Raw genomic sequence first — 15,544 nt, 5'->3', positions numbered from 1 at the left:
GGGAAAGAAAGCGCTCAGCGCGTCACGGGGTGCCGGGGCACACTGACATCGTAGACCCTGACGGGGTTCTTCGGATCCGCCGGAACCTTCAGGAGCGCGGCCAGCACCTTGGCCTTGAGTTCCTTCTCCGACGCGTTGCCCCACACGATCGTCTGGCCGTCCACAAGCTTCAGCTCCACGGCATCCACGGACTGGGCTGAGGCGTTGGACAGCTTGGCCAGCACGTCCGCGGGCAATGCACCCAGGACTGCCGCCGTGGCACGGAACAGGTCCTGGCCGATCGCTCCGGCACCGCCGTCAATCACCGGCAGCGAGGCCGATGCCGGGTCGGCCGTGGTACCGAGCTGGACGCCGTCGACGTCCACCAGCTGGTACTGCTCCCCCTGCTTGACCAGGGCTACCGGAACCCGCTCATGCACGGAAATGGCGAGCGTGGAAGGCGGCCGTGCCTCGACCGAGACGGACTTGACCTGGACCAGGGGCCCGAGAAGGCCGCGTACGTCGTCTTCACTGATCTGTGGCAGCGGCTTGCCGCGGAGCGGCTCCAGGGCCGCCTGGACCTGGGCGGGCGTCAGGAGCCGGGTGCCGCTGACCGAGATCGTCTGCAGGGCGAGGACGGGTGAATAGATGGCACCGGCCAGGATGCCTGCCACCAGCACCAACACGGTTCCGAGGGCAATGAGGAATCTCTTCCGGCGTCGTTTGGCTTTGGGCTCCGGGAACGCCAGGACCGTCGCGCCGGCGGGTTCCTGCGCTGTCGCCGATTGTTCCGGGGCCGGGTCCTGGATGCCGCGGGAGGCGGTGATGACGTCCCCACCGGTGGCACGGGGCGCCCCGTTCGCCGGGTCTTTCCGGGAAGCGGTGCCCGCCGTGGTGTCGGCACGATTGCTTCCCTTCGGAGGGGCGTAGGTGGGCCGGCGCGAGCTAGGCATGGAGCGCCTCCACGATCCGGGGACCGTAGGCCGTGACGTCGCCGGCACCGACAGTGAGGACGACGTCGCCGTCGCCAGCAGCTGCCGCCAGGGTGGCGACGGCGTCATCGGCGGCTACCAGCCGTCCTCCCCCGGTGAGGTGGTCGGCGATGAGCTGGCTGGTGACGCCCGGAATGGGGTCCTCCCTGGCAGGGTAGATGTCCAGGACCAGGGCGGTGTCTGCCAGGTTCAGGGCATCGGCGAATTCGGCGGCGAACTCCCGGGTCCGGGAGAACAGGTGCGGCTGGAACAGGACGTGCACCTTGTGGTCTCCGGCGACGGAGCGGGCCGCGGCAAGGGCAGCGCGGACTTCCGTGGGATGGTGGGCGTAGTCGTCGAAGACGCGAACCCCCCTCGCCGTGCCCTTCAGTTCGAAGCGGCGGGACGCTCCCGAGAAGCTGGCAAGGCCGGCTGCGGCGGCCGCCGGCTCCACGCCCAGCTCCAGGGCCACGGCAAACGCCGCCGCGGCGTTGAGTGCGTTGTGCCGGCCGGGAACCTGCAAGGCCAGCGGAAACTGCCCGGCGGGGTTTGCCACGGCGACGCGGCCAGGACCGTCGTCGAGCAACCGAACGTCCGCGGCTTCGTTCGTGCCGTACAGGACCACCCGCGTGGCGCCGCGGGCCCTGGTCCTTTCCGCGAGGGCCAGCGCCCCGGCGTCGTCAGCACAGGCAATGAGGAGCCCGTCAGGGGGCAGCAGGGCGGTGAACCGGTCGAAGGACTCGTAGACGGCTTCGGCTGTGCCGTAGTAGTCGAGGTGGTCGGGCTCGACGTTGGTGACGACGGCGATCCGTGGCCGGTAATTGAGGAAGGAGCCATCGGATTCGTCGGCCTCCGCCACGAAGATGCCCGATGTCCCGTGGGCGGCATTGACGCCAAGCGCCGGAATGTTGGCCCCCACGGCGAAGGAGGGGTCCAGCCCGGCGGCCCGCAGCAATACGGTGATCATGGAGGTCGTGGTGGATTTTCCATGCGTTCCCGCCACCGTCACCACGGCGTCATCCCCCATGGTGGCGGCGAGGGCCTCGGAGCGGTGCAGGACTGGCAGCCCTGCCTGCCTCGCGGCAGCCAGTTCCGGATTATCGTCCCTGATGGCCGATCCGGCCACCACCGTCTCCGCGTCTCCCAGGTTCTCCGCGTCGTACCCGACCGCGATGCGGGCACCGGCCGCCGCGAGGTCCGACATGACGGGCAGGTCCTTGGCATCGGATCCGCTGACCGGGACGCCGCGGGCCACCATGATCCGTGCCACGGCGGACATGCCCACTCCCCCGATGCCGATGAAGTGCACCTTGCCGAGGATGTCCGTGCCTGCGTTGGTGTGGGGGTTCATGCGGATACCGCTTCCAGGACGAGACCAGCCATCCGCTGGTCGGCGTTTCGGATACCGAGCCGGTAGGACTTGGCTTCCATGGCCGCGAGCCGGGCCTTGTCGGTGACCAGGGGGATCAGTTCGCGTTCCACCCAGTCGGGCGTGAAATCACGGTCGGCCACCAGCACGGCGCCGCCTGCGGCCACCAGGCCGGCGGCGTTGAGGGCCTGTTCACCGTTGCCGATGGGCAGCGGTACCAGGACGGCGGGAACGCCCACGGCGGCTACCTCGCAGACGGTCGCGGCGCCCGAGCGTGCCAGCAGGAGGTCCGCCGCGGCGTAGGCGAGCTCCATGCCGTCGATGTATTCCACCTGCCGGTACCCGGCTGCGGTGAGGGGTTGGCCGGCCCCGTCCAGCACGGTCTTGCCGCGGCCGGTGACGTGCAGCGTCTGGATGCCCGCGTCGGCAAGCCGGCCCACGGCGGCGGCGATGGTCCGGTTGATGCTTTGCGCCCCGGAGGAACCGCCCGTCACAATCAACGTGGGCTGCTGGGGATCAAGCCCCAGGGCTGCCCTGGCCGTAGTCCTGGCAGCTTTGCGGTCCAGCCCGGAGATTTCCTTCCGCATGGGCATTCCCACGTGGACGGCGTTCCGGAGCGGGGTGCCTTCGAATGCCACGGCCACCCTGCCGTTGAGGAATGCCCCGACCCGGTTGGCCAGTCCCGGGCGCGCGTTGGCCTCGTGGATCACCACGGGAATGCGGCGCTTTCGGGCGGCCAGGTACATGGGGGTGCAGACATACCCTCCCACTCCCACCAGAACATCAGCGTGCGCCCGGTCCAGGATGGCCCCGGCCTGGCGGACGGCGCCGGCCAGCCTGCCGGGCAGGCGCAACAGGTCCGCTGACGGTTTCCGCGGGAAGGGCACGCGGTCGATGGTGGCCAGTTGGACGCCGGCCGCCGGCACCAGCCGCGTTTCCATCCCCGAGGGTGTTCCGACGGCAAGGATGTCCGCCCCCGGCGCTTCGCTCCGGAGCGCCGCGGCGATGGCGAGCAGCGGGCTGATATGGCCGGCGGTTCCGCCGCCGGCCAGGACGATAGAGGGTGTGGCAGGTGTCATCTGAGGTTAAGCACGCTTTCTGGAATTCTTGGGTTGGCTCTTGTGGCGGTCTTTCCGGGCCTTGAGCTTGAGCATCCGTTTGGGCCGGATGGCTGGGGCCATTTGTTCCCGGGCAAGTGAAAGAACCACGCCGATGGCGCACAGTGACATCAGCAGGGCCGAGCCGCCGTAGGAAATGAACGGCAGCGGCACGCCGATGACGGGCATTAGCCCGGTGACCACGGACATATTGACGGTGGCCTGCCCCAGCAGCCAGACCATGATGGTGCCGGCCAGGACGCGGTGGAACATGTCCTCCTGTGCCACCACGACGCGGTAGATCGCGGCGCCCAGGATGGCGAACAGGACCAGTACGACGACGGTCCCCACCAAGCCGAGTTCCTCGCCGATGATGGCGAAGATGAAGTCGTTGTGGGCCTCGGGGATCCAGCTGTACTTTTGCCGGCTCTGGCCCAGGCCCACGCCGAGCCAGCCTCCGGAGGCGAGGCCGTAGAGGCCGTTGGTTGCCTGGTAGTTGGCGTCGATGCCGTCGGCGCAGGACTGCCCGGTCCACCAGGAGGTAATCCGGCACATCCGGTTGGAACTGGTGACGGCCATGAAGGCGGTACCGGCGGCGGCGATGATGCCCGCGATCCCGAACAGATAGAGCGGTACGCCCGCGAAGAAGAGGGCCGCGGCCACGATCATCATGATGATCATGGCCGTGCCGAGGTCGTTGCCCACCAGGATCAGGACGATGACGACCGCGGCCATGGGGACCGCCGGAACCAACACGTGCTGCCACCGGCTGAGCAGCCTGCCCTTCATGGCCAGGACGGTGGCCATCCAGAGGGCAAGGGCCAGCTTTGCCGCTTCCGAGGGCTGGAAGGTGATGCCGCCGACGTCGATCCAGTTCCTGTTGCCGTTGATCTCCGAGCCGACTACCTGGACCAGCCCCAGCAGCAGCACGGCGGCACCGACGGCGGGCCATGCCAGCCGCTTGAGCCACACGACGTTGATGCGCGAAAGGACGAACATGGTGAAGATACCGATCGCCGCGAAAACGCCCTGCTTCATGGCGTCCCCATAGGGGGATTTGCCGGCTGCGATCGATTCGACGCTGGAAGCGGAGAGGACCATCATGATGCCGATGGCGGTCAGCGCAAGGGTGGCTCCGAGGATCAGGTAGTAGGTGGAGCCGTTCCTGGAGGTTCCGGTACCCTCCAGGGCGGACCAGAACTTGTGGTGCAGTGCCTGCAGTCTCATCCGGGCTGAAGCCGGCGGCCGCGCGTCCTTGGCTGCGGAACCGGAGCGCGACTTGCTGCCCGGCGGCCGGGTGGGCGTGCTGACCATTGTTACTCCTCGCCGGTCTGGGCCTGCCCTTCCACCAGCTCGCGGACAGCGTCGATGAATGCACCACCACGGTGAGCGTAGGAAGAGAACTGATCCATGGAGGCCGCTGCCGGAGCCATCAGCACGGTGTTGCCTGATTCGGCGAGCCGGGCTGCTGACGCGACGGCCCGGGTCATCACCACTTGTCCGTTGGCCGGGGATCCGGCCGGTGTGGCACCGGGCGCCGAAGCAGTCTCCACCTCTTCAGTGTCGCCCGCGTCCGGCTCGATGACCGGGACATCCGGCGCGTGTCGCTGGAGGGCCTCACGCAGCGGGCCCGTGTCTGTTCCGATCAGGACCACCGCCTTGAGCCGGGCGGCGTGCTGCCTGACAAGGTCGTCGTAGCTGACGCCCTTTGAGAGCCCACCGGCTATCCACACCACCTTGGTGAAGGCGGAGAGGGATGCCGACGCGGCATGCGGGTTGGTGGCTTTCGAGTCGTTGACCCAGAGGACGCCGTTCATGCGAGCCACCGGCTGGATGCGGTGGTCCCCCGGCACATAGTCGAGGATGCCTTGGCGGACAGCCTTGGCCTCAACCCCGTAGGCACGGACCAGGCCCGCGGCGGCGAGGGCATTGGCCACCATGTGGCGCGGTGCCAGCGGACCGAGATCGGCCATGGAGGCAAGTTCCGCTGCACTGTCGCGGCGTTCTTCAATGAACGCCCGGTCCACGAGCAGCCCTTCCACCACTCCGAGCATGCTGACGGCGGGCGTGACCGTGGTGAAGCCCACTGCACGGCAGCCCTCAACGACGTCGGCGTTTTCCACCATGCGTTCGGTTTCAATCTGCTCGGCGTTATAGATGCAGGCCTTCTGGGTGTGTTCGTAAACCTTGGCCTTGTCCGCCAGGTACGAGTCATAGGAGCCGTGCCAGTCAACGTGGTCCTCGGCCACGTTGAGGCACACGCTGGCCACCGGGGAGAGCGATTCGGCCCAATGCAGCTGGAAGCTGGAGAGCTCGACGGCGAAAACGTCGTAGTCAACCGGATCGCGAAGGGCATCGAGGATGGGTGTCCCGACATTGCCCACGGCGATGGCCTTGAGCCCGGCAGCCCGGAGCATCGATTCCGTCAGGCCGACCGTGGTGGTCTTGCCGTTTGTTCCCGTAATCGCCAGCCAGTCGGCAGTCTTGCGGCCTTCCCTGATCCGGACCCGCCAGGCGAGCTCGACGTCTCCCCACACGGGGATGTGCGCACGGGCCGCAGCGGCGAGGAGGGCCTGGTCCGGGCGCCAGCCTGGTGAGGTGACGATGAGTTCAGGGAGTTCGCCGTCGATCAGCGGAACATGGTTGACGGCTTCCGCACCGAGCAGGACGTCGGCCGCACCCACGATTTTCAGGGTGTCGGCGTGGGCCCGCGCTGTGTCGCTGGTGGCGGCATCCACCACCACGACGCGTGCGCCAAGTTCGATCAGGGTGTCTGCCGCTGCGAACCCGGAGACGCCGATGCCGGTGACGGCAACACGCAGGCCGGCCCAATCGGAGTCCCAGGAGACGAGGTTGGCCAGGCGGGGGGAAACGGTCACAGCAGTACAACCCATTCAGCGTAGAAGATGCCCAGGCCCACGGCGACGAAGAGGCCGCCCAGGATCCAGAACCGGACCACAACGGTGACCTCGGCCCACCCCTTCAGTTCGAAGTGGTGCTGCAGCGGCGCCATTTTGAACACTCGCTTTCCGCCCGTGGCTTTGAAGTAGCCCACCTGGATGATGACTGACAGGGTGATCAGGACGAAGAGGCCGCCAACGATCCCCAGGAGCAGTTCCGTCCTGGAAAGGATGGCGAATCCGGCCACCGCTCCACCGATGGCCAGCGAGCCGGTGTCGCCCATGAAGATCTTGGCCGGCGAGGTGTTCCACCAGAGGAATCCCACCAGTGCTGCACTCAGTATGGCGGCAAGCAGTGCCAGATCCAGAGGATCCCGGACCAGGTAGCAGCCGCTGCCGGCTTCCCGGGGCGACCCGCAGGCCTGGTTGCTCTGCCATATGCCCATCAGCGTATATGCACCGAACACCATGATGGAGGCGCCGGCGGCCAGGCCATCCAGGCCGTCGGTGAGGTTGACGCCGTTGGTGGCCGCCGTGACGATCAGGTTGGACCAAATGACGAACAGGATCGCCCCCAGGACAGTCCCGCCGAAGGCGAGGTCCAGCCATGGCAGGTCCCGGACCAGGGAAATCTTGGTGGACGCCGGCGTGAGCCCGGCGTCGTTGGGAAAGTTCAGCGCCAGGATGGCGAAGATGATGCCTACGGCCGCCTGGAGGATCAGCTTGGCCTTCGCGTTCAAACCAAGGCTCCGCTGCCGGGAGATCTTGATGAAGTCGTCCAGGAATCCCACCAGGCCCATGCCCACCATCAGGAACAGCAGGATCAGGGCAGAGGCGGAGGGACCGGGCGAGTCGGGGTTCATCATCAGCATGATGAGGTGGGTGAGCCCATAGCTGAGCAGGACCGCGGCAACGACGACGGTGCCACCCATGGTGGGCGTGCCGCGTTTGGTGTGGTGCGAGGTGGGGCCGTCGTCCCGGATGAATTGGCCATAGCCGCGGCGGACCAGCAGCCGGATGAACAAGGGGGTGCCGACGAGGGCGCACAGCAGGGCGAGGCCCGCACCGATCAGGAGAGCAATCACAGCAGAGTGCTCCTTTCATCGGCAGGTGTCGGGGATGGGGGTAATGCTATCCGATCGCCCAAATGGCGAAGCCCAACGCTGTTGGACGACTTGAACAGCACCAGGTCCCCTGGCTGCAGTTCGGCGTCAAGGATCTGGTAGGCCTCTTCGGCGGTTTCGGCGAAGAGGCATTCGTCGCCCCAGGATCCTTCCTGGACGGCGGAAACGTAGAGTGCACGGGCTTCGCGGCCAACCACCAGCAACCTGGAGATGTTGAGCCGTACCACCTGGGTGCCCACCGCGGTGTGCTCGCGAATGGAATCTTCGCCAAGTTCCAGCATGGCGCCCAGGACCGCCCAGGTCCGGCGGCCCCGGCCAAGGTCGGCCAGGGTGCGCAAGGCGGCACGCATTGATTCAGGGTTGGCGTTGTAAGCGTCGTTGATGATCGTGACGCCGTCCGGGCGTTCGGTGCGTTCCATCCGCCAGCGGCTCGCGGCGGCCTGCTGGCTCAGTGATTCAGCGATGCGGTCCCCCGGCACCCCTGCGGCACACGCAGCTGAGGCTGCCGCCAGCAGGTTACCCACGTGGTGGGCGCCGATGAGCCGGCTGCGGACGTGCCGTGGCGCTTCGCCGTCCGGCAACTGGAGATCGAATTCCGGGCAGCCCTCAGCGTTCGTGTCGGCATTCAGCGCCTGCACCACGGCATCCGGGCGGCCTTCCGCGGAGAACCCGAGGACCGTCGCGGAGGTCCGGCTGCGCATCGCAGCCACGCGTTCGTCGTCGAGGTTGATGATCGCGGTGCCCGCACTGGTGAGTCCTTCAACCATCTCGCCCTTGGCCCGGGCGATGTTATCCACTCCCCCGAATTCGCCTGCGTGGGCCGTTCCTACGGCGAGCACAACTCCGATGTCGGGTTTGACCATCTCCGCCAGGTAGCGGATGTGTCCAATCCCCGTGGCACCCATTTCAATGACCAGGTAGCGGGTGCCGGTTCCGGCCCGGAACACTGTCAGCGGGACGCCAACCTCACCGTTGTAGGAACCCTGTGGCGCTACGGTTGCCCCCTGGGTGGAGAGTATGCCGGCCAGGAGGTCCTTGGTGGTGGTCTTACCCGCTGAACCGGTGATGCCAACGACCGTCAGCTGGTCACCTGCTGCCGAGCGAGCGGCGCGGATCCGTCGGACTGCTTCGGCGGCGAGGGCGCCCATGGCGAGGACGGCATCGGCAACCAGGACTGTCGGGTAGCCCCGGCCGTCCGGCGCAGCGACCGGGCGTTCAACGAGGGCCAAAATGGCCCCGGCAGCAAAGGCGGCGTCCACGAAATCGTGGCCGTCGGCCTGTTCGCCCGGCTTCGCGACGTAAAGCGAACCCTGCGTGGCTTCGCGTGAATCCGTCACCACCGAAAGGGGCGTAATTCCGGGATCGGCGTCCAGGCGCCCGTTGGTGATTTCGGCGATTTCCGCCGCAGTAAATGCAATCATCTCGGTCTAGGACTCTATCCGGTCGTCATGGAGAACGTTGAATCCCCTGGCTGTCAAGGCGCTGCGGAGTTCCACCCGGTCGTCCAGGGCGAGGTTGACGCCTTTTACCTCCTGCCAGACCTCGTGGCCGCGGCCTGCGACAAGAAGGGTGTCCTGCGGGCGTGCGAGTTCTGCGGCTCGGCGGATGGCCTCCGCCCGCGGGAAGACTTCCAGCAGCTCTGTTTCAAGCGCTTCATTCTGCACGGCCTCCCGGGCCCCCGCCAGCACGTCCGCGCGGATGGCCGCGGCATCTTCGTCGTGCGGGTCGTCATCGGTGATGATCACGGTGTCAGCGAGTCGCGCGGCAATGGCGCCCATGGCCGGACGCTTGCCTTGGTCCCGCTGCCCCGTGGCGCCGAACACCACGATCAGCCGTGAGCCGGGCTCGGGTGAGCGGACCGCTTCCAGTGCCCGCGCCAGTGCGTCGGTGTTGTGGGCAAAGTCGACGACGGCGGCGGGCCGGTCGGAGACCAGCTGCATGCGGCCCGGGACTTCAACGGTAAAGGGGTCGGCACTGTCCAGTGCGGCTTGGAGGTCTGCGGCGTCTACGCCGGAGGCAAGGACCATCAGTGCGGCAAGGGCCGCGTTGGCAACGTTGAAGCTGCCCGGCAGCCCGGTGTGGAGGTTCAGGACGGCCCCTGCCGGCCCCGTGAGGGTGACGTCGGTTCCGAGCCCGCGCGGCGACGTCGATGTCACGCGCCAGTCGGCGGGCGTGTTGCCGCTGGTGCTGAGCGTGGTGACCGGCACCTGGGCATCGCCGGCAAGCCGGCGGCCCCACTCGTCGTCGACCGTCACCACGGCCTTCCTGGCGCGCGCGGGGGTGAACAGTTCCGCCTTCGTGGCGAAGTAGCCGTCCATGGTTCCGTGCAGGTCCAGGTGGTCCTGGGTGAGGTTCGTGAATCCGGCGACGTCGAAGAGCAGCCCGTCCACCCGCTGGTAGGAGATGGCGTGGGAGGACACTTCCATGGCTGCGGCGTCGAGCCCGCGCTCATGCATGAGCGCCAGCAATCCGTGGACCTCGGGTGATTCAGGAGTGGTGAGGAGGCTGGGAACAGGTTCTCCCCCGGCCTGGATTTCGATGGTGCCGATCAGGCCCGCCTGCCGTCCAAGGGCCCGCAGGAGCGAGGTGATGAAGTAGGTGGTGGTGGTCTTCCCGTTGGTTCCGGTAACCCCAAAAAGCTGCAGCGGACGGCCATCCGCGGACTGGCTCCGGTAGATCAACGCGGAGAGGGGCCCCACCTCGTTCCGCGGGCTGTCCACCACCAGCACCGGGACGGGCGTGTCCGCGGCAAGGGCAAGGAGCCGGGCGCCGGCGTCGTCTGTCAGCACTGCGGCCGCACCGGCTTCGATGGCGTCCGTGGCGAAGTCCGCGCCGTGCCGGCTTGCCCCGGGCAGTGCCACATACAGGTCGCCGGGCTCCACGGTGCGGGAGTTGATGGAGATGCCGCTGACCTGCACCTCGGCGGCCGGAGCGGGAACCGTTACTCCCAGGGCATTGCCGACGGCGGCCAGCGGAACGGGCGCTACGGCAGAAGGCCGGAAGCGGGCCGGGTTTTCATCCCGGGCAGCGTCGCCGCCGGGCGTCGTGAACTCTGACAAGGGGATCTCCGATGGTGCTAGTGCGTGCCCGCCATGGTTCGCGCCGGGCACTGTGATGCGCTGGATGCTGCTGGTGTTTCCAGCGTGGCGCAGCGGCTACTTCGCGTACTGGGGCAACCTGGCCGGCGCTCCGGTTGAAGGCTGTACGTTGTAGGTCCGCAGCGTCTGGCTCATGACGGACCGGAAGACCGGCCCGTTGGTGATGCCGTAGATGCTGCCCTTCGGCCGCTGGAGCACCACCTCCACAATAAACCGCGGATCATCCATCGGCGCCATTCCAACGATGGAGGCCGTGTAGCCGCAGTAGCCTGATTTGCCGTCGTCACACGGGGATTCCGACGTGCCGGTCTTGGCACCCACCCGGTAGCCGTCGATACCGGCGTCCTTGATCTCGCCTTCTGTGACGGCGCTCTCCAGGATGTCCTTGACCTGCTGCGCGGTGCTTCCCGAAACCACCTGGCGCGAGGGTTGGGCCGGGACCTTCTCTTCCGTGCCGTCGGGGGAAATGTAGGAATCGATCAGCCGCGGCTGCAGCATGACACCGTTGTTGGCGATGCTCTGGTAGGCGCGGACGGTCTGGAGCGTGGACTGGGAAACGCCCTGTCCAAACAGGACGGTGTACTGCTGGCGTCCGTCCCACTGGTCAGCCGGCGACAGGATGCCCGCTGCCGTTGCGGGCAGTCCGATGTCGGGCGCTTCGCCGATGCCGAATTTCTTCAGCCAGTCGTAGCGCTGTTCCTTGCTGAGCCGCTGGCCGGCCATGACGGTTCCGGTGTTCATGGAATACCCGATGATGCCGGCCAGGGTCCGTTCCTCTGTCCCGTGGGTGAAGGCGTCACTGAAGGTCTGGCCGTCCACGGTGTACGTCGGCGGAATGGTGAACTTGTCCAGCGGGCTTGCCAGCCCTTCATCGATGACCGCCGCCGCGGTCATCATCTTTTCCACTGATCCGGGCTCGTAGGCCGCGGTCACTGAACGTGTGCCGCGGTCCTTCGCGGCCACCAGCCCCGGGTTATTGGGATCGGGTGCGTTGGTGTCCGCCAGGGCAAGGAGGTTGCCGGTTTTGGCATCCATCACGATGATGACGCCCCATTCGGCACTGAGCTTGTCCGCTTGGCTCTGGATGGCCTGCTGGGCGAAGTACTGGAGGTCGGAGTTGAGGGTGAGCTTGACGTCCTTGCCATTCTGGGGCGGTGTCAGCTGGTCGAGGCCCACGGGGATGCGCAGTCCGTCCGCGCCGATCTCGAACAGCCGCTTGCCGTCCGTGCCCTTCAGCTTGTCGTCCTGTGTCTGCTCGATGCCGGCCTGGCCGGTGGTGCCGTCCTGCAGGAATCCCACCACGCCGCCCGCAACCGCGCCGTTGGGGTAGACGCGCTTGCTGACGCCCTCGGCAACAATGCCCGGGACCTGGAGCTTGGAGATGCGGTCCTCGACGTCGGGTTTCACGTCCTTGGCCACGATGTAATAGGGCTGCTGGCCGGTCACGGCGTCCCGGACAGCGGCGGTGTCCATTCCGAGGGCTGCAGCGAGTTCCGAAATTGCCTGGTCGCGGCTGATGTCCACCAGTTTGTCGTGGCCGTCAGCCTGCGGTTCGTACCGCTTGTAGGAGTCTGTCTTGGTGTTGACGCGCTGGTCCACCACGATGTTGTAGCGGATCACGCTGTTGGCGAGCACGGTGCCGCGGGAGTCCAGGATGCTGCCGCGTTCGGCCGGCAGGATCGCCGAGGTCATCCGGCTGTTCAGGGCTGCTTCCGCCATGCCGCCGACGTCGAGTCCCTGGACCAGGAACAACTTCCCGCCCACCACCAGCAGGAGGGTGAGCATGATTCCCAGCCCCAGACGCAAGCGCTTCGTGGCGTTGGGTGCCTTGCCTTTTCCGGCTTTGCCGGTCGTTTGCGCCACCGTGATATTCCTTGCTGTTCGACCTGCTGCTTGTCCTGCCTGGCGACTTACTGTCCGGGGACCTTCTGCTGCGGCGCCGGGATGGAGCCGCCGTGCAGTTCAGGCGCCGGAGCCGCTGCAGCGGCCGCTGCTGCGGCCTGCGCGGCGGCTTGTGCCTGTGCCGCGGCTTGGGCCGCCTCCGCTGCCGGGGCCGAGGACGTCCTGCCGGCGTCCGGCGGCGTCGCCTTGCCTGCCGTTGCGTCCTTGGCCGCCGGGGGCACGATGAGCTGGCCCGCCACAGCCGGCGACGGGATGACTGCCCCTGCCGGTGCGCCCTTGACCGCGGGCGTCGCCTTTCCGGTCACGGACAATGTGGACAAGTCGATCTGGCCTTTGACCGTGGAGGCCACCATGCCCAGTTCAGTTGCCTTGGCGGCCAGGTTCTGCGGTGCCTCGAAGTTCTGCACCTGCTGGGTGAGGTCCTGGTTTGCCTTGGTCAAGGAGCTCTGTTTGGCCCGGAGCTCAACGAGCTGGTACTGGGCCGTGGAGACCGAAATGTTAAGGACGAGCACTGCCACCAGCGCGACGGCCAGCATGGCGAAGCACATCACGACGAACGGGGCCCGGCGCTTGCGCGGGGCCGTGCGGACCACGGAGAGCGGGGTCCGTCCCTTGCGAACTTCGTCAGGCCGGCCCGCGGGCCTGCTGGCGGGCGCCGAGCTGCCGGAAACGACGGGAAAGTTCTTGACGGCGGCGGTGCTCATGCAGCTCTCCTGGCTCTGATTCGTTCTGCGGCACGAAGCCTGGCGGAGGCAGCGCGCGGGTTTTCGGCGATTTCGACGGCGGTGGGCACCTCGGTGCCCTTGGTGAGGGTTTTCAGCTCGGGCTTGTGCTCTTCCAGCTCCACCGGGAAGCCGAGGGGAGCCGATGACTTGGACCGCGCCTGGAACACGCCCTTGACGATCTTGTCTTCCAGGGAGTGGTAGGACATCACCACGATGCGCCCGCCCATGGCCAGGGAGTCGACGGCGGCAGGTACGGCCCGTTCCAGGACGTCCAGTTCCTCGTTGACCTCGATCCGCAACGCCTGGAACGTCCGCTTGGCGGGATGTCCGCCCGACTTCGCGGCCGAGGCAGGGACAACCGAGCGGATCTGTTCCACGAGCTCGCCGGTGGTGGTGAACTCCTTGACGGCGCGGGCGGCGACAATCCGGTTTGCTATGCGTCCTGCAAACTTTTCCTCGCCCCATTTGCGGATGATCCTGACCAGGTCCGCTTCGCTGTAGGTGTTAACAACATCCGCCGCCGTTTGGCCCCGGCTGGTGTCCATCCGCATGTCCAGGGGTGCGTCGAAGGAGTACGCGAAGCCGCGCTCACGCTCATCCAGCTGCAGGGAGGAGACCCCCAGGTCCATGAGGATCCCGTGTACTTCGGCTACGCCGAGGTCTGCCAGCACCTCCGGGATTTCGTCATAGACGGCGTGGACGAGGTCGGTGCGCGCCGCAAAAGGCGCCAGCCGCTCCCCCGCGAGGGCCAGCGCTTCTTCGTCGCGGTCGATCCCGATGAGGTGGAGGTCGGGAAACCGCTGGAGCATCGCCTCTGAGTGACCGCCCATGCCCAGGGTCGCGTCGACGGCTATAGGAGTCTGGCCCCGCAGCCTCGCAGCTTCAAATCCCGGTGCCAACAAATTGATGCACCGGTCCCGAAGGACCGGCACATGGCGTTCGGACGTGGGCTTCGGTTCATCTGTCATGCCTGGTCCTTTCCCGCCGTCGTTGTCACCTTCTGCTTCTGGGACCAGATCCCCATCCGCGCCTACCGTCCTGCCCGCCTGGCTCAGGGGAAGTTGAGCCAGGTTGGCAGCCGATGGGCCGGCTGGAGATCTCATCCAAGAAGCCACCTGCTGCCCGTTCCGGATTCAGAGAATGCCAGGAATGGGATCGTCAGTTTCGGAGAAGGCGGTTTCCTTCTCCGCAAGGTATTCATTCCAAGCCTGGGCGTCCCAGATCTCGGCGCGGGTACCGGCGCCGATCACGGCAAGTTCCCTTCCGAGTCCTGCATACTCCCGGAGCGCTGGTGGAATGGTCACGCGCCCCTGCTTGTCAGGTACCTCGTCCGAGGCTCCAGAGAGAAAAACGCGGATGTAGTCACGTGCTTGCTTGGAGGAGATTGGCGCCTCCCGCATCTGCTCGTGGACCCGTGCAAATTCCTTCTCGCTGAAGACGTAGATGCAACGTTCCTGGCCCCTTGTGAGCACCAGCCCGCTGGCAAGCTCCTCCCGGAACTTTGCGGGGAGAATGATCCGTCCCTTTTCATCCAGACGTGGCGAGTGAGTGCCCAGAAACACTGGCCCACCGCCTGTCCGCCGTCAGGAACTGCACATCCCCTGTGTTGCAACCACCCTCTTATGTCCTCCACATTACTCCACTTTCCACCACAGTCAACGCAAAACGGCCTTTCCAGCGCCGCGTTTATGGGATGTCACCCCTGAAAAGATGCGGAAAATGCCCTGGTGGTGGAAAGTGGAGGACTTTTACCCGAAACCGGCCCACTCGGGACCATGAGGCGGCCACCCGCCGGTTAAACAAGGAAAGGCCCGCCGAAGCGGGCCTTTACGTGCGATTCCCCAACGTCAGGGGAGCGAAATGGAGGGGCGGGGCGGCGTAGCCGGGAGGCCGCTCAGGACTCTCCCCTGCGGCGCTCGTCCCATCGTTCCTCGAGGCTGCTCATGAAGGAACTCCGGGGCTTGCCGGCCTTTCCCGTTCCGGCCTTGGAACCAGGGCGGCCCCGGGAACTGCGCATGGTGGCAAAATATACTCCGCCGCCCATGACCACAAAGCCCAGGACGCCGACGAAAATGTTCTGCAGGGTGACGCCAACCAGTAACAGGAAGACGCCGGCAAGCGCGCACAGGACTCCGATGACCACGTGCCTCGTGGACCATGACCGCCCGGGGTCCGAACCCATCGAGTTCGCGAACTTCGGATCGTCCTCGTGAAGCTGCTTCTCAAGCTGCTCAAGCAGCTTCTGTTCGTGCTCCGACAGCGGCATCACGACCTCCTTTTGTAGGCCAACGTCCGGGCTGATCCCAGCCACTACTTCTGACCCCTAAAACGTCTGCTGTAGCTGGAAAGTTCCCGTCCGGCCGGCGGCGGCCAAGACGG

At 66.6% G+C, this 15,544-nt stretch carries 13 protein-coding genes; all 13 read right to left on the bottom strand.

Annotated features, from left to right (window positions below; translation table 11 throughout):
* Positions 1-14: 14 nt before the first annotated feature.
* Positions 15-932 carry a cell division protein FtsQ/DivIB gene (locus C563_RS0118455; RefSeq protein ID WP_018763556.1) on the bottom strand — a complete coding sequence of 306 codons (918 nt, stop codon included), beginning with the start codon at positions 930-932 and terminating at the stop codon, positions 15-17.
* Positions 925-2,301, bottom strand: coding sequence for a UDP-N-acetylmuramate--L-alanine ligase (gene murC, locus C563_RS0118450; RefSeq protein ID WP_018763555.1), 1,377 nt, complete (start codon positions 2,299-2,301; stop codon positions 925-927). The genes C563_RS0118455 and murC overlap by 8 nt, the downstream gene beginning before the upstream one ends.
* Complete coding sequence (murG, locus tag C563_RS0118445) at positions 2,298-3,398, bottom strand: undecaprenyldiphospho-muramoylpentapeptide beta-N-acetylglucosaminyltransferase (protein ID WP_018763554.1); 1,101 nt, start codon at positions 3,396-3,398, stop codon at positions 2,298-2,300. Before murG ends, murC begins: the two co-directional genes overlap by 4 nt.
* Before the next feature lie 6 nt (positions 3,399-3,404).
* On the bottom strand, positions 3,405-4,730 hold the full coding sequence (gene ftsW, locus C563_RS0118440; protein WP_018763553.1) for a putative lipid II flippase FtsW: 1,326 nt from the start codon (positions 4,728-4,730) through the stop codon (positions 3,405-3,407).
* 2 nt (positions 4,731-4,732) lie between these two features.
* On the bottom strand, positions 4,733-6,310 hold the full coding sequence (murD, locus tag C563_RS0118435; RefSeq protein WP_026265089.1) for a UDP-N-acetylmuramoyl-L-alanine--D-glutamate ligase: 1,578 nt from the start codon (positions 6,308-6,310) through the stop codon (positions 4,733-4,735).
* Positions 6,292-7,401 (bottom strand): phospho-N-acetylmuramoyl-pentapeptide-transferase, encoded by a 1,110-nt coding sequence (mraY, locus tag C563_RS0118430; protein ID WP_018763551.1) that lies wholly within the window; start codon positions 7,399-7,401, stop codon positions 6,292-6,294. The genes murD and mraY overlap by 19 nt, the downstream gene beginning before the upstream one ends.
* A complete protein-coding gene (locus tag C563_RS0118425) occupies positions 7,398-8,861 on the bottom strand; it encodes a UDP-N-acetylmuramoyl-tripeptide--D-alanyl-D-alanine ligase (protein ID WP_018763550.1) in 1,464 nt (487 codons plus the stop codon). The genes mraY and C563_RS0118425 overlap by 4 nt, the downstream gene beginning before the upstream one ends.
* A gap of 6 nt (positions 8,862-8,867) precedes the next feature.
* Positions 8,868-10,499 carry a UDP-N-acetylmuramoyl-L-alanyl-D-glutamate--2,6-diaminopimelate ligase gene (locus C563_RS0118420; protein ID WP_018763549.1) on the bottom strand — a complete coding sequence of 544 codons (1,632 nt, stop codon included), beginning with the start codon at positions 10,497-10,499 and terminating at the stop codon, positions 8,868-8,870.
* Between the two features lie 96 nt (positions 10,500-10,595).
* Positions 10,596-12,401, bottom strand: coding sequence for a peptidoglycan D,D-transpeptidase FtsI family protein (locus tag C563_RS0118415; RefSeq protein WP_018763548.1), 1,806 nt, complete (start codon positions 12,399-12,401; stop codon positions 10,596-10,598).
* Between the two features lie 47 nt (positions 12,402-12,448).
* The gene (locus C563_RS0118410; protein ID WP_018763547.1) at positions 12,449-13,144 is read right to left on the bottom strand and encodes a hypothetical protein; all 696 of its coding nucleotides are present in this window, start codon (positions 13,142-13,144) and stop codon (positions 12,449-12,451) included.
* Entirely contained in the window at positions 13,141-14,133 is a 993-nt protein-coding gene (gene rsmH, locus C563_RS0118405) for a 16S rRNA (cytosine(1402)-N(4))-methyltransferase RsmH (RefSeq protein ID WP_018763546.1), read from the bottom strand. The genes C563_RS0118410 and rsmH overlap by 4 nt, the downstream gene beginning before the upstream one ends.
* Before the next feature lie 165 nt (positions 14,134-14,298).
* On the bottom strand, positions 14,299-14,727 hold the full coding sequence (mraZ, locus tag C563_RS0118400) for a division/cell wall cluster transcriptional repressor MraZ (RefSeq protein WP_018763545.1): 429 nt from the start codon (positions 14,725-14,727) through the stop codon (positions 14,299-14,301).
* A 332-nt stretch (positions 14,728-15,059) separates the two neighbouring features.
* A complete protein-coding gene (locus C563_RS0118395) occupies positions 15,060-15,431 on the bottom strand; it encodes a DUF3040 domain-containing protein (RefSeq protein ID WP_018763544.1) in 372 nt (123 codons plus the stop codon).
* Positions 15,432-15,544: the final 113 nt, after the last annotated feature.

Origin of the sequence: Arthrobacter sp. 135MFCol5.1 (assembly GCF_000374865.1) — a bacterium.
In the GTDB taxonomy this organism is placed as follows: Bacteria; Actinomycetota; Actinomycetes; order Actinomycetales; family Micrococcaceae; genus Arthrobacter.
This window is presented reverse-complemented; position numbering and strand designations above follow the sequence as displayed.